The 17,764-nt window shown below is 68.8% G+C and carries 16 protein-coding genes; 6 read left to right on the forward strand and 10 right to left on the reverse strand.

Annotated elements, in window-relative coordinates; genetic code table 11:
* Positions 1–68: 68 nt before the first annotated feature.
* Genes FOY91_RS11275 through FOY91_RS11300 form a run of 6 tightly spaced genes read right to left on the reverse strand, consistent with a single transcriptional unit; the run spans position 69 to position 5,548 of the window.
* Entirely contained in the window at positions 69–1,019 is a 951-nt protein-coding gene (locus FOY91_RS11275) for an ABC transporter substrate-binding protein (RefSeq protein ID WP_145151619.1), read from the reverse strand.
* The gene (locus FOY91_RS11280) at positions 1,016–2,110 is read right to left on the reverse strand and encodes an LLM class flavin-dependent oxidoreductase (RefSeq protein WP_145151621.1); all 1,095 of its coding nucleotides are present in this window, start codon (positions 2,108–2,110) and stop codon (positions 1,016–1,018) included. Before FOY91_RS11280 ends, FOY91_RS11275 begins: the two co-directional genes overlap by 4 nt.
* Positions 2,111–2,132: 22 nt before the next feature.
* The gene (locus tag FOY91_RS11285) at positions 2,133–3,386 is read right to left on the reverse strand and encodes a rhodanese-like domain-containing protein (RefSeq protein ID WP_145151623.1); all 1,254 of its coding nucleotides are present in this window, start codon (positions 3,384–3,386) and stop codon (positions 2,133–2,135) included.
* Positions 3,383–3,982, reverse strand: a complete 600-nt coding sequence (locus tag FOY91_RS11290) for a cysteine dioxygenase family protein (protein WP_145151625.1) — start codon at positions 3,980–3,982, stop codon at positions 3,383–3,385. Before FOY91_RS11290 ends, FOY91_RS11285 begins: the two co-directional genes overlap by 4 nt.
* The gene (locus FOY91_RS11295) at positions 3,979–4,761 is read right to left on the reverse strand and encodes an ABC transporter ATP-binding protein (RefSeq protein WP_145151627.1); all 783 of its coding nucleotides are present in this window, start codon (positions 4,759–4,761) and stop codon (positions 3,979–3,981) included. Before FOY91_RS11295 ends, FOY91_RS11290 begins: the two co-directional genes overlap by 4 nt.
* Before the next feature lie 4 nt (positions 4,762–4,765).
* On the reverse strand, positions 4,766–5,548 hold the full coding sequence (locus FOY91_RS11300) for an ABC transporter permease (RefSeq protein ID WP_145151629.1): 783 nt from the start codon (positions 5,546–5,548) through the stop codon (positions 4,766–4,768).
* Between the two features lie 286 nt (positions 5,549–5,834).
* Between FOY91_RS11300 and FOY91_RS11305 the strand changes: the two genes are divergently transcribed.
* From FOY91_RS11305 to FOY91_RS11320, 4 genes are all read left to right on the forward strand, one after another.
* Positions 5,835–8,249, forward strand: coding sequence for a TonB-dependent receptor (locus tag FOY91_RS11305; RefSeq protein WP_145151631.1), 2,415 nt, complete (start codon positions 5,835–5,837; stop codon positions 8,247–8,249).
* Complete coding sequence (locus FOY91_RS11310) at positions 8,249–9,337, forward strand: glycerophosphodiester phosphodiesterase (protein ID WP_145151633.1); 1,089 nt, start codon at positions 8,249–8,251, stop codon at positions 9,335–9,337. The genes FOY91_RS11305 and FOY91_RS11310 overlap by 1 nt, the downstream gene beginning before the upstream one ends.
* Positions 9,338–9,463: 126 nt before the next feature.
* Complete coding sequence (locus tag FOY91_RS11315) at positions 9,464–10,936, forward strand: CYTH and CHAD domain-containing protein (protein WP_145151635.1); 1,473 nt, start codon at positions 9,464–9,466, stop codon at positions 10,934–10,936.
* A 10-nt stretch (positions 10,937–10,946) separates the two neighbouring features.
* Positions 10,947–11,672 carry a ParA family protein gene (locus tag FOY91_RS11320; RefSeq protein ID WP_145151637.1) on the forward strand — a complete coding sequence of 242 codons (726 nt, stop codon included), beginning with the start codon at positions 10,947–10,949 and terminating at the stop codon, positions 11,670–11,672.
* A gap of 19 nt (positions 11,673–11,691) precedes the next feature.
* Here FOY91_RS11320 and murA read toward each other — a convergent pair whose 3' ends face one another.
* From murA to FOY91_RS22355, 3 genes are all read right to left on the reverse strand, one after another.
* Positions 11,692–12,972, reverse strand: coding sequence for a UDP-N-acetylglucosamine 1-carboxyvinyltransferase (gene murA / locus FOY91_RS11325; protein WP_145151639.1), 1,281 nt, complete (start codon positions 12,970–12,972; stop codon positions 11,692–11,694).
* A gap of 55 nt (positions 12,973–13,027) precedes the next feature.
* Complete coding sequence (gene clpS / locus FOY91_RS11330) at positions 13,028–13,354, reverse strand: ATP-dependent Clp protease adapter ClpS (protein WP_145151653.1); 327 nt, start codon at positions 13,352–13,354, stop codon at positions 13,028–13,030.
* 172 nt (positions 13,355–13,526) lie between these two features.
* Positions 13,527–13,985: a phasin family protein gene (locus tag FOY91_RS22355; RefSeq protein ID WP_238995609.1), complete on the reverse strand. Its 459-nt coding sequence runs from the start codon at positions 13,983–13,985 to the stop codon at positions 13,527–13,529.
* On the opposite strand from FOY91_RS22355, the gene FOY91_RS22360 reads away from it, so the two are divergent.
* The gene (locus tag FOY91_RS22360; RefSeq protein WP_238995617.1) at positions 13,984–14,436 is read left to right on the forward strand and encodes a hypothetical protein; all 453 of its coding nucleotides are present in this window, start codon (positions 13,984–13,986) and stop codon (positions 14,434–14,436) included. The two genes, FOY91_RS22355 and FOY91_RS22360, sit on opposite strands and share 2 nt — an antisense overlap.
* A gap of 80 nt (positions 14,437–14,516) precedes the next feature.
* On the opposite strand, the gene FOY91_RS11340 is transcribed toward FOY91_RS22360, so the two are convergent.
* Positions 14,517–16,205 carry a PHA/PHB synthase family protein gene (locus FOY91_RS11340; protein WP_145151656.1) on the reverse strand — a complete coding sequence of 563 codons (1,689 nt, stop codon included), beginning with the start codon at positions 16,203–16,205 and terminating at the stop codon, positions 14,517–14,519.
* A 218-nt stretch (positions 16,206–16,423) separates the two neighbouring features.
* On the opposite strand from FOY91_RS11340, the gene FOY91_RS11345 reads away from it, so the two are divergent.
* Positions 16,424–17,632 carry an LL-diaminopimelate aminotransferase gene (locus FOY91_RS11345; protein WP_145151644.1) on the forward strand — a complete coding sequence of 403 codons (1,209 nt, stop codon included), beginning with the start codon at positions 16,424–16,426 and terminating at the stop codon, positions 17,630–17,632.
* Positions 17,633–17,764 lie beyond the last annotated feature (132 nt).

Genomic DNA, 17,764 nt, shown 5'->3' on the forward strand with positions numbered 1-17,764 from the left:
TTGCCCCGGCGGCCCTGCATGTGAGGTCGTGTCGTTGTTTCTCTCTGCTCGTCCTGAGCGGTCGACGATCAGTTCGCCGCCACCCGGTCGGCGGTCAGTGTGCGGTCGAAGGCGGCGGCGAGGTCGCGCTTTCCCTCCACCGCCCCGGCATTGCGGAAATCGTCCAGCACGCGCCGCTGATCCGCGATCACCGCGTCGTCGATCGGCACCGCGACGCGGCGGTTCTTCACTGCGTAGTCGCGGGCGATGTCGGCGGGCAGGCCGGTTTCCTTCGCCAGCACGGCGGCATAGGCATCGGGGTTGGCCCGCGCCCACGCCAGGCCCTTCGCCTCGCGCTTGAGGAAGTCGGCGAGCAGCGCGCGCTTGTCCGCGATCGCCGTATCGTTCGCCACCTCGAAACCGTAGCCGCTCACCAGATCATGCCCGTCGACGATGACGTGCGCGCCCTCCCTGAGCGCGGCCGGGAGGTAAGGCGTCCAGATCGCCCAGCCGTCGAGCGAGCCGGAACTGAACGCCGCCTTCGCGTCGCCGGGCGGCAGGAAGGCGAACTTCACGTAATCCGCCGGCAGCCCGGCGGCGACGAGCGCGCGGATCACCAGATAATGCCCGATCGAGCCGCGTGTCGTGGCGATCGTCCGGCCCTTCATGTCGGCCAGCGACCGGGCGGGCGAGGCGGCGGGCACGACCAGCGCCAGCGCCTCGCGCGGTCGTTCCCGCACGAACTGCGCGCCCACCGCCCTGATCCGGCTGCCGCTCTGGTAGGCGAACATGAACGGTGCATCGCCGACGAGGCCGACGTCCACCGCGCCGCCGCCGATCGCCTCCAGCAGATGCTGGGCGGCGGGAAACTCGGACCATTCCACGGTGTACGGCGCGCCCTCCAGCGCGCCGCTGGCGATCATCACCGCCTTGGTGCCGCCGCGCTGGCTGCCCACGCGGAGCACCGCGTCGCCGTCGGCATGCGGGCCGCACGCGGCCAGCGCCAGCAACGCCCCCAGCGCGAGCAACAGCCGCCTCATGCGACGGCCCGTTCGTCGTCGCGTTCGGCGTCGCGGCGGGCGACGCGCTCGCGCACCAGCGGCAGCAGCTCGCGCCCATAAGTGACCGCATCGCCGAGCGGATCGAAGCCGCGGATCAGGAAATGGTCGATGCCCAGATCGTAATAGTCGAGGAAGGCGTCGGCCACCTGCTCGGGCGTGCCGACCAGCCCGGTGGAATTGCCCTGCGCGCCGGCCACGGCGGCAAGGCCGGTCCACAACCGCGTATCGGCGCGGTAGCCGGCGGCGGCGGTCTGCAACAGCCGCTGCGCGCCGGCGTGCGGGGGCGTGTGATCCCTGGTCTGCGCGCCCGCCTGCTCGCGCAGGTCGCGCACGATCTCGACGATCTCGTCGGCGCGCTTCCACGCGGCTTCCTCGGTATCGGCGATGATCGGGCGCAGCGACAGCGAGAAGCCCGGCCGGCGGCCATAGCGCGCAGCGGACGCGCGGATGGTGGCGACCGCCTCGCGCACCTGCGCCTGCGTCTCGCCCCACAGCGCGTACACATCGGCATGGCGGCCCGCCACGTCGATCGCCTCGGGCGAGGAGCCGCCGAAGAATACCGGCAGGTTCTGCGGCTTCACCGCCGCGAAGCCCTGGCGGATGCGGTAGAAGTCACCGTCGTGGTCGAACGGCTTTTCCGCCGTCCATTCCTGCCGCAGCACCTTCAGATATTCGTCGGTGCGGGCGTAGCGTTGCGCCTTGTTACTGTCGTCGCCGTCCTTGGCCATCTCCTCGTCGGCGCCGCCGGTGATGATGTGGACGGCCACGCGCCCGCCCGAAAGCTGGTCCAGCGTGGCAAGCTGGCGCGCGGCCACGGTCGGCTGGGTGAAGCCGGGGCGGTGCGCGATCAGGAAGCCCAGCTTCGTGGTGAGCGCGGCGGCATGGGCGGCGACGATCTGGCTTTCGGGCGAGTTGGAACCGAACGGCACCAGCACGCGATCGAACCCGCCCTCCTCCTGCGCCTTGGCCGCCGCCTCCACATAGTCGCGATCAAGCGGGCGGAGCGTGCGCAGCGAGTGGATCTCGCTCTCGTTGTTGAAGCCGATGTAGCCGATGAACTTGACGGTCATGGTGTGTCTCCCGGAGGGCGGATCAGATGACGAAGAAGCCGTGGGTGCCGTCGCGTTCGAGCTGGGCGACGAGGCCGTATTCCCAGTCGAGATAGGCCTGCATGGCGGCGGCGGGATTGTCCGTGCCCTCATAGGGACGGCGGTAGCGACCCTCGCGCGAGCGGGGCGGGACGGCGTGGGGATCGCCCGTCTCGGTCGCGCCGGAGGGGGCGGCGAGGACGAGCACCTCCCACCCCAGTTGCGCCAGCCACGAGGCGGTCATCGCCGCGCGCGCGCCGGCCTGCCCGCCGGGGGCGGCATCGGCCAGTACGATCCGCGCGCCGCGCACCGGGACGAAGTGATCCGCCTCCTGCACCAGTTGCCCGCCCGGCGCAGACCGGAAGCCGGCGAGGTGGCCGGCGGCATATTCCTCGGGCGTGCGCACGTCGAAGCGGTAGAGCGTGCGGGCTTCGTCGGCGGCGAGATGCGCCAGTTCGGCCGCGTCGATGTGGCGCACCCCGGCGCGATAGGCGACGGCGCGGGCGCGGGCGCACGCCTCGTCGGCGGCGGTGCCGGGGACGTCGGGGAAGCGGCGGTCGCTGCCGTGGGCCAGCGTCTGCCCGGCCAGCGTCCACCCGATCGTGCCGTTGCGCAGCGCCACCACCCGGTTGGGCAACCCCGCGTTGATGAGCGACTGCGTGCCGATGATGCTGCGGGTGCGGCCGGCGCAGTTGACGATGATCGTGGTCGCCGGATCGGGCGCGATCGCCGGCGCGCGCAGTACCAGTTCGGCCCCCGGCACGCTGATGCCGCCGGGGATGCTCATCGTGGCGTGCTCGTCGAACCGGCGGGCATCGAGGATGGCGATGTCGGCCTTGGCGTCGATCAGCGCCTGCACTTCGGGCGCGGACAGCGAGGGGGTGTGGCGGTTGTGCTCGACCAGTTCGCCGAATGCCTTGGCGTAGCTGTTCACGTCCTCGAACAGCTCGTACCCGGCTACCCGCCAGCCGGCGAGGCCACCCGCCAGCAGGGTGACGCGCGTATAGCCGAGCCCGCGGAAGCGATCGGCGGCGGGGGCGGCCAGCCCCTCGCCGTCGTCATACAGCACGACGGCCACATCCTTGCGCGGCAGCCGGGCGGCGGCCTCGATGTCGATGCGGTCGGGCGGCAGCTGGCTGGCGAACAGCGGGTGGCCGGTAGCGAAGGCCGCCTCGTCGCGCACGTCGATCAGCGCGATCTCGTCCCGCGCGATCAGCGCGGCGCGGACGGCCTGCGGGGTGGTCGTGCCGACGTTCATGCGATCAGCGCCGGCAGATCGGCATAGCCAGAGACGAACGGTTTTTCCCGCCCGCTGCGATCGTAGGTCGCGCGGTTCACCGTGCCGATATCCGCGCCATAGACGTGGATGCTGACCGAAACCCGCGCATCATAGGCGTTGGCGACGCGGTGGATGTCGCCGACCGCGGGGGAGAAGGCCTCCACCTCGCCGGTATCGAGCACGCGCATCGGCCCCTGCGGGCGGATCGCGCCTTCCTCGTCACGTACGAAACTCTCGACCAGTTCGGCGCCGCGCAACACGCCGACCAGCCCCCACACGCGATGATCGTGGACCGGCGTCGATTGCCCAGGCCCCCATACGAAGCTGACGACGGAGAACCGCCCGGCCGGATCGCGATGCAGCAGATATTGGCGGTAGCGGTCGGGGTCCGGTACGGCATAGGCGGGCGGCAACCAGTCGTCCTCGCGCACGAGGCGGGCGAGCAGGTGCCCTGCCCTTTCGAGGATCTCGCCCTCGTCACGCGGGCTGGCGAGGATGCCCCCCACGGCATCGACGAAATCCTCGAAGCGGGCGATGTCCACGGCGGCGGGGCGGATGGCGGACTGCGCGTTCATTCCGCCGCCTCCGCCAGCGGCTGGCCGCCGGCGACGGTATCCGCATAGCTGCCCGACTGTGTCGCCACGCCCAGCGCGCCGAGCAGGCGGCGGCGCAGATCGCGCACGCTGGCGGTACGGCTGCCGCGTTCGGCAACGATCCGCTCCTCGAACAGGATGCGGCCCTTGTCGAGCACGACGACGCGATCGGCCAGCGCGATCGCCTCGTCCACGTCGTGCGTCACGATCAGCACCGACGGGCGATGGGCGCGCCACAGGTTGAGCACCAGTTCGTGCATCCTGAGCCGGGTGAGCGCGTCGAGCGCCGCGAACGGCTCGTCCAGCAACATCAGCTGCGGCTCGCGCACCAGCGCGCGGGCCAGCGCGGTGCGCTGCGCCTCCCCGCCCGAGAGCGTGAGCGGCCACGCATCGAGCCGGTGCGACAGGCCGACCTCGGCCAGCGCCGCCTCGGCACGGGCGCGCGCGGTGCGGCCGGGCAGGCCGAGCGCGACGTTCTTCCACACCCGTTTCCACGGCAGCAGGCGGGCATCCTGAAACACCACGGCGCGCGCGCTGGGGATCGTCACCGCCTGCCCGTCGGCCCGGTCCAGCCCGGCCAGCGTGCGCAGCAGCGTCGTCTTGCCGCTGCCCGAATGGCCGAGCAGCGCGACGAATTCGCCGGCGGCGATATCCAGATCCAGGTCGTCGAGGATCAGGTTGGGGCCGAAGCGACGGCTGAATCCGCGCAGCCGGACGACGGGGGCAGGCTGGGCGATACCGGGGAAATAAGCGACGGACATGGGATCAGGCCTCCACCAGCTTGGGGCGCCACGCGAGCGCGCGGTCTTCGACGGTGCGGATCAGGGTGTCGGCGGCGAGGCCGAGCAGCGCGTAGACCATCAGGCAGACGACGATGATGTCGGTCCGCATGAAATCGCGCGCGTTGTTGACGAGGAAGCCGAGGCCGGCGCTGGCGTTGATCTGCTCGGCGATCACCAGCATCACGATCGAGATGGTGAGCGCATAGCGCAGCCCCACCAGCAGCGAGGGCAGCGCACCGGGGAGGATGACGTGGACGATCAGCTGGCGCTGGTCGAGGCCGAAGCTGCGCGCGGCATCCACCAGCCGTCGATCCACACCCCGGATGCCGTTGTAGAGATTGAGATAGACCGGGAACAGCGTGGCGAAGGCGATCAGCGCCACCTTGGGCGTCTCGCCGATGCCGAACCACACGATGAACAGCGGCGCCAGCGCGACCACCGGGATGGTCCGCTTGATCTGCATCAGCGGATCGATCAGCGCGTCGCCGCGGCGCGACAGCCGGGCGAGGATACCGAGAACGACGCCGAGCGACACGCCGATGCCGAGGCCCAGCGCCACCCGCCAGAAAGAGACGAGCAGGTTGGCCGGCAGTTCGCCCGACCGGATCATCTGCAGCATCGTGACGAGCACGGTGGAGGGCGCCGCCAGCGTATGCGCCGGGATCAGGCCGGTGCGCGAGGCCAGTTCCCAGGCGAGGAGGAACAGGACGGGGGACAGCCAGCGCGAACGCAGCGGCGACAGGAGGGTGGATCGGGCTCTGGTCATGCCGGCGTTCGACCAGCTTAACTCTACTGTTTCAATAGAGTTTAGCTTGCCCCGGCTATGAGGAAATCTTGATGCAGTGCGCAAATGCCCGGAAACCGCGATATTCCCACTTCCGTCAGGGCCGGCGCAGAAAGGCTTTAGGGCCACGAAGATCGGCTGTCCGCACCCCGCCCCGCGGCGGAAATGTCACGACACAAAAGTGACGTGGTGGTGTAACCGGGCCGTCTCCCACCCTGTCTAGCGCCACCCGCAACGGCCGATCCGGCCGACACGGGGGCGCACACACATGATCTTCACCACGGCTCGACCGGCCTTCCTGCTCGCCGGCGTCGCGCTGGCCGCGCTCGTGGCGACCGGCCCGGCCCGGGCGGCCGACACCGCGCCGGCGATCGACACCGCGGCCGATGTCGGCACGGGCGACGCGGCGGGCAGCGACACGATCGTGGTGACCGGGCGCACCACCCGCTCGGTCACGCAGGTGACGGCGCTGGACATCCAGAAAGTGCTGCCCGGCGTCAGCCCGCTCAAGGCGATCCAGACGCTGCCGGGCGTCACCTTCCTCACCGCCGATCCGTGGGGCAACAACGAGCAGAACATCTCGCTGTTCGTCCACGGCTTCAACGCGCAGCAGCTGGGCTACACGCTGGACGGCGTGCCGCTGGGCGACCAGACCTACGGGAACTACAACGGCCTGTCGCCGCAGCGGGCGATAATCTCAGAAAACGTCGGCCGGGTCACGCTGGCTTCCGGCGCGGGCGATCTTGGCACCGCCTCCACCAGCAATCTCGGCGGCACGATCGACACCTTTTCCAGCGACCCCACCGCCGACATGCGGGTGAACGTGCAGCAGACGGTGGGCAGCCACGACGCGCTGCGCACCTTCGGCCGGATCGACAGCGGCACCTTCGGCAATGGCAACTCGCTCTATGTGTCGGGCGTGCGGCAGAAGGCGCGGGCGTGGGATTTCCGCGGCAAGCAGGGCGGCTATCAGGCCAACGCCAAGTTCGTGCACGAGGACGCCACCGGCACGCTGACGCTGTACGGCGCCTATTCGGACAAGACCGAGCCGAACGAGGACGCCACCGTCATCACCGTGGCGAACCGCGCGACGGCGCCCTATACCCGCCCGTTCTTCTATCCCGATTTCGCCGCCGCGCGGGATCATCTGGCATCGGGCGCCTACAAGGCCGCCGGATCGAACTATCGCAATTATTACAGCGATGCGCAGCGGACCGACTATCTGGCCTATGCGAAATACGACTGGGCCGTGAGCGACAAGGTTCGCTGGAGCAACCAGACCTATTATCATCACAACGACGGCGTGGGCGTGGTGGCCGGGCCGATCGACGTGGCGGGCCTGCCGCAATTGTTCTCCTTCTACTTCCCCGCCACCGGCTCGCCCACCAGCGCGGCCAACCTCGCCCGGCTGACGACGCGGTTCGGCGGATCGGGCTTCGCCACCCGCACCACCGAATATCGCATCGATCGCGGCGGGCTGATCTCGCGCCTGCAGGTGGAGCTTGGCGATCACAAGGTGGAGCTGGGCGGCTGGTACGAACGGCAGAGCTCGTCCGCCTACCGCCGCTGGTACGCGCTGGACGTGAACGCGCCCTCCAGCCCCTACACCCGCCCGCGCGACGAGGCAGAGCCGCTCATCACCCAATATGGCAGCCAGGTGCGGGTGAACGAATATCAGGCGCACATTCAGGACAGCTGGCGCGTGGTGCCCTCGCTCACCGTGCTGGGCGGGGTGAAGGCCACGATCCAGAGCGCGACGCAGCGCGTGCCGGTGCAGCCGATCCCCGGATCGTTCACCGGATCGACCGCGCTGCCGGAAGGGCGGATCACCACCAAACGCTTCTTCCTGCCGCAGATCGGCGCGCTGTGGGACGTGACCGGCGACGAGCAGATCTTCGTCAACGCGCAGAAGAACATCCGCCAGTTCCAGACGAGCGCGGCCGCCGGCCTTTCTCCCTTCGCACTCGGCAGCCAGGCCGCGTTCGAGCTGTTCCGCGATCAGGTGAAGCCGGAGACGAGCTGGACCTACGAAGCGGGCCTGCGGACCAGCCGGACCTTCTCGTTCGGGCCGATCACCGGCTTTCAGGGGCAGGTGAGCTATTACCACGTCGATTTCAGCAACCGCCTGCTGGGCATCAGCCCCAACCCGGCGATCAACGCGATCGTCAGCGGGGCGGCGATCTTGCAGAACGTGGGCAGCGTGCGGACGGACGGCGTGGACATCGCCGGCACGCTGCGGTTCGGCCCGCACTTCTCTCTGTACAACGCGCTGTCGTACAATAATTCCACCTTCCGCGACGACTATACCTCGGGGGTCACGATCGTGCGGACCGCCGGCAAGAACGTGCCGGGATCGCCCAAGTGGTTGAACAAGACGGTGGCGACCGCCAACGTCGGCATCTTCGACGCGCAGCTGATCGGCGACTATCTTGGTCGCCGCTTCGCCACCTTCACCAACGATCTGTCGGTGCGCGGCTATTATACGGTGTCGGCGCGGCTGGCGGCGCGGGTGCCGCTAGGCGAGAACGGCTTCGTCAAGGACGCGACGGTAAGCGTGAACGTGACGAACCTGACCGACAAGAAGGGCACCTCGACGCTCAGCATCGGCGCCGCCTCGGGTACGTTCAACGCCTTCCCGCTGGCGCCGCGACAGGTGTTCGGCACCGTGAGCCTGGTGTTCTGATGACGACGCGCAGGCAGGCGCTCGTCGGCGCGGGGGCGGCCTTGCTCGCCCCCGCGCTTGTCCGCGCGGCGGGGGTGGAGCCGAGGCCGAAGCCGCTTGTGTTCGCGCATCGCGGCGCATCGGCGTTGCGTCCGGAACATACGCTGGCCGCCTATGCCAAGGCGATCGCCGACGGCGCCGACTATATCGAGCCGGATCTGGTGGCGACGAAGGACGGCGTTCTCGTCGCCCGTCACGAGAACGACATCACCGGAACCACCGATGTCGCCCGAAGGCCCGACTTCGCCGCCCGCCGCACGCGCAAGACGATCGACGGCGAGGCGTTGACCGGCTGGTTCACCGAGGACTTCACGCTCGCCGAACTGAAGACGCTGCGCGCGGTGGAGCGGCTGGGCGCGGTACGGCCGGAGAGTGCGCGCTACGACGGGCAGTTCCAGATCGTCAGCTTCGACGAGATCGTCGACTTCGTCGCGGCCGAGGCGGCGGCGCGCGGGCGGACGATCGGGCTGGTGCCGGAACTGAAGCACTCGACCTATTTCGCCGGGATCGGCCTGCCGCTGGAGGACCGTTTCGTCGCGATGCTCGCCGCGCACGACTACACCCGACGCGCGCCGGTGGAGGTGCAGTCGTTCGAGGTCGCCCCGTTACGCGCGTTGCGCCGCCGGATCGGACGGCCGGGCAACGTGCGGCTGATGCAACTGATCGGCGATCCCGCGATGCGCCCGGCGGATGGCGGCGCCGCCAGCTACGGTGCGATGACCACGCCTGCCGGGCTGCGCGGGATCGCGACCTATGCCGATGTCGTCGCCCCAGCGACGCGCGGCGTGATCCCGCTCGGGCCGGACGGGCGGCTGGCGGCCCCCACCCATCTTGTCGCCGACGCCCATGCCGCCGGGCTGCTGGTGCGGGTGTGGACGTTCCGCCCCGAGAACCGCTTCCTGGCCGCCGACTTCCACGACGGGGCGGGCGAGAACGCGCGCAACCCGGCCGGCTCGATCGCCGAGATCCGCCGCTATCTGGCGACCGGCCTCGACGGTTTCTTCACCGACGACCCCGCGCTCGGCCGGGCGGCGGTGGACGGGGCCTGACCCGACGCGCATGCGGCGGTGACAGGCCGGCGCCGCCACGCTATTGATCCATGCTAGTCGCCCGGCTGACGGGACCGCCTGCCGGGCACCGGCGTTGATGCGGCGAGACAGATCGGGAGCCGCACAATGTCCGCCGAAATCGAGACCGAACTGAAGCTGTCCGCCACGCCGGAGGCGATCGCGACGCTGCTGGCGGACGCGACCGCCTTCGGCGACGGCGCGACGAAGACGAGGCAGGTCTCGACCTATTTCGACACCGACGCGCTGGCGCTGCACGAGGCCGGACTGTCGCTGCGGGTGCGCCGCATCGGCGACCGGCGGGTGCAGACCGTGAAGGCGGAAAGCGCCACCGCCGCCAGCCTGTTCGCCCGCGAGGAAGCCGAGCGCGACGTGACCGGCGACGAACCGGAACTGGGCAGCGGCACGATCCCGCTCGCCCCCGCCGAGGGCCGCTGGCCGATGCCGGTCGCGCCGGTGTTCGCGACCGAGATCGAGCGCACCAAGATCGTCCACGCAACCGACGGCAGCCGCATCGAGCTGGTCGCCGACAGCGGCCGGGTGGTGGCGGGCGGGCGCGAGGAGGCGATCAGCGAGATCGAGCTGGAACTGCTCGACGGCGATCGCCGCGCGCTGTTCGCCCTCGCCCGCCGGCTGGCGAAGCTGGCGCCGCTGCGGCTGGGCGTGCGCAGCAAATCCGAACGCGGTTACGGCCTGCTGGCGGACCGGCGCGGTAAATCGGACAAGGCGGAGCCGGTGCGGCTGGGTGACGACATGGACGCCGCCACCGCGTTCGAGGCGATCGCCGGCGCGTGCTTGCGCCATTTCCGGCTGAACGAGGACCGCCTGCTCGATACCGGCCGGGCCGAGCCGCTGCATCAGGCGCGGGTGGCGCTGCGGCGCCTGCGATCCGCCCTGACCATCTTCGGCGACATGCTCGCCGGCCCGGAGCGGGACCGGCTGCGCGACGAGCTGCGCTGGATCTCCTCGCTGCTCGGCGAGGTGCGCAACATCGACGTGCTGATCCCGCAGATCGACCATGCCCCGACCGTGACGCTGCTCGACGAGGCGCGCGTGCGGGCGCTGGCCGAGGTGCGGGACGCGCTCGAGTCCACCCGGATGCGCACGCTGATCCTCGACCTGCTCGAATGGATCACCGTGGGCGAATGGCGCGACGACGAGGATCGCGCGGCTCTGCGCGAGACGCCCGCGCGGATCTACGCGCACGATGTGCTCGACGGTCTGCGCCGGCGGCTGAAACGACGCGGCCGCCAGCTCGGCAAGCAGACCGAGGAGCAGCGTCACGCCGTCCGCATCACCGGCAAGAAGCTGCGTTATGCCGGCGAGTTCTTCGCCAGCCTGTTCCCCGGCAAGAAGGCCGCGCGGCGTCGCGACGGCTTCCTCGGCGCGATCGAGGAGTTGCAGACGGCGCTGGGCGAACTGAACGATCTGGCCAGCGGGCGCGAACTGCTCGCCCGGCTCGGCATCGCCGATGGCGAGACGCTGCTGCGCGAGGGCAAGCGCAAGGAAACGAAGAAGCTGCTCGCCGATGCCGAGGCCGCCTATGACGCGATCGTCGACGGCAAGCGTTTCTGGCGATGAGGGCATCCGCATGGCGGTGATCGCGATCTACAGCATGAAAGGCGGCGTGGGGAAAACCACGCTGGCGGTGAACCTGGCCTGGGCCTCGGCCGCACTCTCCAGGCGGCGGACGTTGCTGTGGGATCTCGACGCGCAGGCCGCCTCCAGCTTCATCCTCGCCGATGGCCGACGCGCGCGGGACGAGGCGCGCGCCGTGCTGGAACGCGACGTGGCGCCCGCCGACGTGATCGTGCCGAGCGCCATCCCGTTGCTGGACGTGCTGCCGGCCGATGCCTCGCTGCGGGCGCTGGACAGCGTGTTCGACGGGATCGACCGCAAGAAGCGGCTGATGAAGCTGGCCGGCGATCTGGCGCGGCATTACGATCATGTGATCCTCGATTGCCCGCCGGGCCTGGGCACCGCGAGCGAACAGGTGATCCGGGGCGCGGACCTGATCCTGCTGCCGATGATCCCGTCGCTGCTCTCGCGCCGCGCCTATGCCGAGGTGCGCGATCACCTCGACCGGCATCACAAGGGCGGACCGCCGATCTTCCCGGTGTTCAACCTCGTCGATCGCCGCCGCTCCGCCCATCGCACGGCGATGGAGGCGGATCCGGGCTGCCCGGCGATCCCGATGGCGAGCGCGGTGGAAGAGATGGCCGAACGCCGCGCCCCCCTTGGCGTCTATGCGCCGCGATCCCCGGCGGCGCTGGCGGTGGCGAAGCTGTGGACGGCGATCGAGCGGAAGCTGGCCTGACGCGCTTCCCTGGCGCGTTTCAATCCGACGCGCGCTCGATATCGGCGCCGACGCCCGAGAGCTTTTCCTCAAGCCGCTCATAGCCGCGATCGAGGTGATAGACGCGGTGGACCTGAGTCTCCCCCTGCGCGGCCAGCCCGGCGAGGACGAGACTCATCGAGGCGCGCAGATCGGTCGCCATCACTTCGGCGCCGACGAGCTCACCGACGCCGCGCACCACAGCCGTGCGGCCACGCACCTGCACGTCGGCGCCCATGCGGATCAGCTCGGGCACGTGCATGTAGCGATTCTCGAAGATCGTCTCGGTGAACACGCTGGCACCATCCGCCAGCGCGACCATCGCCATGAACTGTGCCTGCATGTCGGTGGGAAAGGCCGGGAACGGTGCGGTGGCGAGCGTGAGCGGGCGCAGCCGCCTGTCCGCCGCGATGCGGATGCCGGTCTCGCTGACGGTCACCGAGACGCCCGCTTCCGTCAGACCGGCGAGGATCGCGGTCATGTCGTCGGCCCGCGCCCCGGCCAGTTCGATCTCGCCGCCGGTGATCGCGGCGGCGCAGGCATAGCTGCCGGCCTCGATCCGGTCGGGCATCACCGCATAGGTGGCGCCGTGCAGCCGGTCGCGGCCGTGCACGACGAGCCGCTCCGTGCCGATACCGTCGATCGCCGCGCCCATCGCGACGAGGCACTGGGCCAGGTCGGCGATCTCCGGCTCGCGCGCGGCATTGTCGATGATCGTCTCGCCCCGGGCCAGCACCGCCGCCATCAGCGCATTCTCGGTCGCGCCGACGGAAACCACCGGAAAAACGATCCGCCCGCCCTTTAGGCCACCATCCGGGGCGATCGCGCGGACATAGCCGGCGGCGACCTCGATCCGCGCACCGAGCGCCTCCAGTGCCTTCAGGTGAAGATCGATCGGGCGATTGCCGATCGCGCAGCCGCCGGGCAGCGACACCGTCGCCTCACCGGCCCGCGCCACGAGCGGGCCGAGGACGAGGATGGAGGCGCGCATCTTGCGGACGATATCATAGGGCGCGACGGTGGAGGCGATCCGCTCCGCATCCAGCGTCATCTCGCGGGCGAAATCCTCGCCGGGCGCGCGCTTCACCGTCGTGGAGACGCCAAGCTCATTGAGCAGGTGGCCGAAGCTGTCGACATCGGCGAGGCGCGGCAGATTGCCGAGCGTCAGCGCCCCGTCCGTGAGCAGGGCGCAGGGCAGCAGCGTGAGTGCCGCGTTCTTCGCGCCGGAGATGGGGAGGCGGCCGGAGAGGCGCTTGCCGCCCCTGATGATGATCTTGTCCATTGGCAGCCGCTTCTATCGGCTCCACGCCAGCGCGCAACCCACGCCGGGTCCGGCCTCAGGCCTTCTCCAGCGTGCATTGCAGCGGATGCTGGTTCTGCCGGGCGAAATCGGTCACCTGCCCCACCTTGGTTTCGGCCACCTCGTAGCTGAACACGCCGCACACGCCGACGCCTTTCTGGTGGACATGCAGCATCACCCGCGTGGCATCCTCGATGCTCATGCGGAAGAACCGCTGGAGGCACAGGACGACGAACTCCATCGGGGTGTAGTCGTCATTGAGCATCAGCACCTTGTAGGGCTGCGGCTTCTTGGTCTTGGTACGCGTGCGGGTGGCGACGCCGAGGCCGTTCTGACCATCGTCGGCGTCCTTGCGCCCCGCCATCGCAATCTCGGGATAGGCCGCGGCCATCGTGCTGCTCGTCTCCTGGAGGTTCGGGGAGAATATGGCATCCGGGCGGCCAACGGCAAGGTCCGACGCAAACGGCCGCCCCCTTTCGGAGGCGGCCGCCGGTCGTCTGGCTTGACGGGCACCCATCGGGGCGCCCGTCAGATAATCAGAGCGCGGGAACCTTGAGCTTCTCGGCGGCAACCGCATAACGGTTGGAGAGCGGCTGCGCGACTTCGCCGGCCAGCTTGACGAAGGCTTCGCTCAGCTTGGAGGCTTCGGCGACGGCGGCGTCGAACGAGGACTTGGCGAACTCGCTCTGAAGCTGGAACAGCTCGGTCGGGCTCTTCACGCCGGCGAGGCTCTTGAACAGCGCAGTCGTGCTCTCGAAGTTCTTCTTGCTGAACTCGGTCGCTTCCTGAACGAGGCTCTCGGCGCCCTTGGCGACGATCTTGCTCGACGCGACGATCGCCTCGACGTTGCCCTTGGTCAGCTCGGTCATCTCTTCGCTGAACTTCGCGCCCTTCTCCATCGCGCTCTTCGCACGATCGTTCATGCCACCGAATGCGGCCTGGACCTTCTCGGCGGCGGCGGCGGGATTGGTGGCGGCGTCGAACGAGGTAGCCATGTTGAATATTCCTCTTGTGAAAGCCGGGGTCGGCACGGGCGCCGCGACCGGAACGGGTTTTGACGGAGCAACGGTATCGGACTTTGCGGAGGCGACTGCGACCGGCTCCGGCTGTGGCGCGGCAACCCGTTCGGGCACCACGGGCACGTCTGCCACGGCGGGAGCCGGGGCGGGCGTGGGTTCGACGGCGGGCAGCGCCGACGGCTCGACCGGCACGGATGTGTCGGCGGATTTGATCTCGATCGCGGTGACCGACGGTGGCGTCGGCAACGGCCGCGCCTTTTCAGGCGGCTTGGCGGCGGGCCGCATCTTCATCAGCGGCGCCGCGGGTACAGACTTGGCAGCCGGTACGATCGCCGGCTTGTTCGCGGGCTTGGCGGTTTTGCTTCCGCCCTTGCCATCTTTCGGCTCGTTCATGTCAGCCCTCATCCGATGTTGCGTTGCACAATAATCGAGCCGACCGATCGTGGCAAGTCTGTTGTGCGTCGCAACATCGGGGCCGTGCTCAGTATGTCCCGCCTAAGGCACGGTTCATCGTGACCTTACGTAACGGCCGGGCGCATCCTCAATGATCGCACGATTACCGCCGCCGGGGATTCGCGCTTCGGCAACATCGACCTTCGTCGGGGACAGTCCGTCGATCCACTCGATCCAGTCCGGCCACCAGCTTCCCTTGTGCTCGACCGCACCGGCGACAAACTCTTCAAGTGAATCCACCTTCGAGTCGTTCCGCCAATATTGATACTTCTTGCTCGACGGCGGGTTCACCACCCCGGCGATATGGCCGGACCCGGCGAGCACGAAGCGGTTCGGGCCCCTGAAATGCTCGGTCATCTTCCACACGCTTTCCGCAGGCGCGATATGATCCTCGCGGCCGGCCTGGATGTAGGAGGGGGTCTCGACCAGGGTGAGATCGATCGGCGTGCCGTTGATCGAGATCGCGCCCGGCTTGACCAGCTTGTTGTCGCGGTAGAGATCCTTGAGATACGCCTTGTGCCATTTCAGCGGCAGGTTCGTCGTGTCACTGTTCCAGTGAAGCATGTCGAACGGCGGATAATCCTGCCCGAGCAGATAGTTGTTGACGACGTAGTTCCAGATCAGGTCACGCCCGCGCAGCAGGTTGAAGGTCATCGCCATGTAGCGGCCGTCGAGGTAGCCGCTGTCGCCGGCGACGTGATCGATCATCTTCATCTGCTCGTCGTCGATGAACACCGACAGTTCACCGGCGCGGCTGAAATCGACCTGCGCCGTGAAGAAGGTGGCGCTGGCCACCCGGTCCGCCTCCCCGCGCGCCGCCAGATAGGCGAGCAACGCGGCGAGGTTGGTGCCCGCCACGCAATAGCCGATCGTGTGGACCGATTCGACGGCCAGCAGGTCGCGCACCGTGTCGATCGCATCCAGCTGGCCGCGCAGGACATAGTCCTCCATCGTCGTCTCGATCATGCTCGCATCGGCCGATTTCCACGAGACGATGAACACCGTCAGCCCCTGTTCCACCGCCCAGCGAATGAAGCTCTTCTGCGGGTTGAGGTCGAGGATGTAGAAGCGGTTGATCCACGGCGGGAAGATCACGAGCGGGGTGGCCAGCACCTTCCCCGTGGTCGGCGTGTACTGGATCAGCTGGTACAGCGCGGTTTCGTGGATCACCTTGCCGGGCGTGGCGGCCACGTTGCGGCCGACCTCGAAGTCGCTCGAATCGGTCTGCGTCAGCTGCCCCTTCTTCAGGTCGGCAAGCATGTGCTCCAGCCCCTTGAGCAGGTTGGCGCCGCGCGTCTCGATCGTCTTTTCGAGCACCTGAGGGTTGGTGGCGAAGAAATTCGACGGGCTCATCGCCTCGGTGAAGGCCCGCGTGGCGAAGCGAAGCTGTTCGCGCTGACGATCGTCCACCCCCGCGAGTACATCGACGCTGCCCAGCATGTGATCGGAGACGAGGAGGTAGCTTTGCCGGATCATGTCGAACACCGGCGAGTCGCGCCACTGCGCGGCGGAGAAGCGGCGATCCTTGTCGGCCGCCGTCACCAGCGGATGCTCCTGCGCGCCGGGCTTGGCGAAGCGTTGCCACAAGGCGACGCCATCCTGCCAGAAGTTCGCCTGCATCCGCGCCATGCCCGTCGCGTCGAACAGACCGGGCAGGTCGGCGCCGGGCGCCCTGCCCGCCTCCGCCTTCATCGTCACCTCGCTCAGCGTTTCGAGCATCAATTGCTGCGCGCGGCCGATCATCCCGGTCCAGTGCTGGAAATCCTCGAGCGAGGGTGCCGCCGCCGTGCCGCCCGCGGCTGCCTGACCGGCGCCGTCGGTCGTGCCGGGTGTCTGTGTCATCCTCTGTCCCCTCCGGTGCTTGGCCGCTGACAATCATCCGGCCCCGGACTATAGCAGCGGCTGGCCGCGATCATGGGCGATACTCGCCACGCCGCCAAGTGAAACGACTGAGGAACGTCATGTCCGAGGATTTCTACCGCATCAAGCGCCTGCCCCCCTATGTCATCGCGGAAGTCAACGCGCTGCGGGCATCGGCGCGAGCGCGTGGAGAGGACATCATCGACCTCGGCATGGGCAACCCGGACCTGCCGCCGCCCCAGCATGTCATCGACAAGCTTTGCGAGGTCGCGCAGAAACCGAGCGCACACGGCTATTCCGCGTCGAAGGGCATTCCCGGACTACGCCGGGCACAGGCCAATTACTATGGCACCCGCTTCGGCGTCGATGTCGATCCCGACCACGAGGTCGTGGTCACGCTCGGCTCGAAGGAGGGACTGGCCAATCTGGCGCAGGCGATCACCGCGCCGGGCGACGTGGTGCTGGCGCCCAACCCGTCGTACCCGATCCACACCTTCGGTTTCATTATTGCGGGGGCCACGATCCGCTCCGTGCCGGTGACGCCGGACGAGCATTATTGGGAATCGCTCGATCGCGCGATGAAGTTCACCGTGCCGAAGCCTTCGGTGCTGGTGGTCGGCTACCCGTCCAACCCCACCGCCGAGGTGGTCGATCTGGCGTTCTACGAGCGGCTCGTGGCGTGGGCCAAGGAGCACAAGATCTGGGTGCTGTCCGATCTCGCTTATTCCGAGCTGTACTACGACGACAAGCCGACCCCCTCGATCCTGCAGGTGCCGGGGGCCAAGGACGTGGCGGTGGAGTTCACCAGCATCTCCAAGACGTACAGCATGGCCGGCTGGCGGATCGGCTTCGCGGTGGGCAACCGCACGCTGATCGAGGCGCTGACGCGGGTGAAGAGCTATCTGGATTACGGCGCCTTCACGCCGATCCAGGCGGCGGCGGTGGCGGCGATCAACGGTCCGCAGGATATCGTCGAGAAGAACCGCCAGCTCTACAAGCGGCGTCGCGACGTGATGGTGGAAAGCTTCGCCCGCGCCGGGTGGGAAATCCCCTCGCCCCGCGCCTCGATGTTCGCCTGGGCGCCGCTGCCGCCGGCGCTGGCGCATCTGGGCAGCCTGGAGTTCTCCAAGCAGCTGCTCACCCATGCCGGCGTCGCTGTGGCGCCGGGGGTCGGCTATGGCGAGGACGGCGAGGGTTTCGTCCGTATCGCCATGGTGGAGAACGAGCAGCGGCTGCGGCAGGCAGCCCGCAACGTGAAGCGTTATCTGCAGAGCATGGGCGTCAACACGCCGGCCAAGGGCGCGGCCTGACCGGAGGCGGGCGCGGGGCGCGAGGGGCGGGCCCGCCCCGACGGTTGGCCCCCCCCCTCCCTTTTACAAATATCCCAGGCCCCCAGAAAACTCCCGCGCACGCATGTGGCCTTCTTCTTGTTAAAAAAAAAA

This window comes from Alterirhizorhabdus solaris, assembly GCF_007785815.1.
GTDB classification, from domain to species: Bacteria; Pseudomonadota; Alphaproteobacteria; order Sphingomonadales; family Sphingomonadaceae; genus Alterirhizorhabdus; species Alterirhizorhabdus solaris.

What these genes read in the sequence shown, in the direction of transcription:
- clpS (WP_145151653.1), bottom strand. Translation starts at nt 13,354, where the DNA reads ATGGCGGGGCGCAAGGACGCCGACGATGGTCAGAACGGCCTCGGCGTC.
- FOY91_RS11275 (WP_145151619.1), bottom strand. Translation starts at nt 1,019, where the DNA reads ATGAGGCGGCTGTTGCTCGCGCTGGGGGCGTTGCTGGCGCTGGCCGCG.
- FOY91_RS11320 (WP_145151637.1), top strand. Translation starts at nt 10,947, where the DNA reads ATGGCGGTGATCGCGATCTACAGCATGAAAGGCGGCGTGGGGAAAACC.
- FOY91_RS11290 (WP_145151625.1), bottom strand. Translation starts at nt 3,982, where the DNA reads ATGAACGCGCAGTCCGCCATCCGCCCCGCCGCCGTGGACATCGCCCGC.
- FOY91_RS11310 (WP_145151633.1), top strand. Translation starts at nt 8,249, where the DNA reads ATGACGACGCGCAGGCAGGCGCTCGTCGGCGCGGGGGCGGCCTTGCTC.
- FOY91_RS22355 (WP_238995609.1), bottom strand. Translation starts at nt 13,985, where the DNA reads ATGGCTACCTCGTTCGACGCCGCCACCAATCCCGCCGCCGCCGCCGAG.
- FOY91_RS11305 (WP_145151631.1), top strand. Translation starts at nt 5,835, where the DNA reads ATGATCTTCACCACGGCTCGACCGGCCTTCCTGCTCGCCGGCGTCGCG.
- FOY91_RS11285 (WP_145151623.1), bottom strand. Translation starts at nt 3,386, where the DNA reads ATGAACGTCGGCACGACCACCCCGCAGGCCGTCCGCGCCGCGCTGATC.
- murA (WP_145151639.1), bottom strand. Translation starts at nt 12,972, where the DNA reads ATGGACAAGATCATCATCAGGGGCGGCAAGCGCCTCTCCGGCCGCCTC.
- FOY91_RS11280 (WP_145151621.1), bottom strand. Translation starts at nt 2,110, where the DNA reads ATGACCGTCAAGTTCATCGGCTACATCGGCTTCAACAACGAGAGCGAG.
- FOY91_RS22360 (WP_238995617.1), top strand. Translation starts at nt 13,984, where the DNA reads ATGTTGAATATTCCTCTTGTGAAAGCCGGGGTCGGCACGGGCGCCGCG.
- FOY91_RS11315 (WP_145151635.1), top strand. Translation starts at nt 9,464, where the DNA reads ATGTCCGCCGAAATCGAGACCGAACTGAAGCTGTCCGCCACGCCGGAG.
- FOY91_RS11300 (WP_145151629.1), bottom strand. Translation starts at nt 5,548, where the DNA reads ATGACCAGAGCCCGATCCACCCTCCTGTCGCCGCTGCGTTCGCGCTGG.
- FOY91_RS11345 (WP_145151644.1), top strand. Translation starts at nt 16,424, where the DNA reads ATGTCCGAGGATTTCTACCGCATCAAGCGCCTGCCCCCCTATGTCATC.
- FOY91_RS11295 (WP_145151627.1), bottom strand. Translation starts at nt 4,761, where the DNA reads ATGTCCGTCGCTTATTTCCCCGGTATCGCCCAGCCTGCCCCCGTCGTC.
- FOY91_RS11340 (WP_145151656.1), bottom strand. Translation starts at nt 16,205, where the DNA reads ATGATCGGCCGCGCGCAGCAATTGATGCTCGAAACGCTGAGCGAGGTG.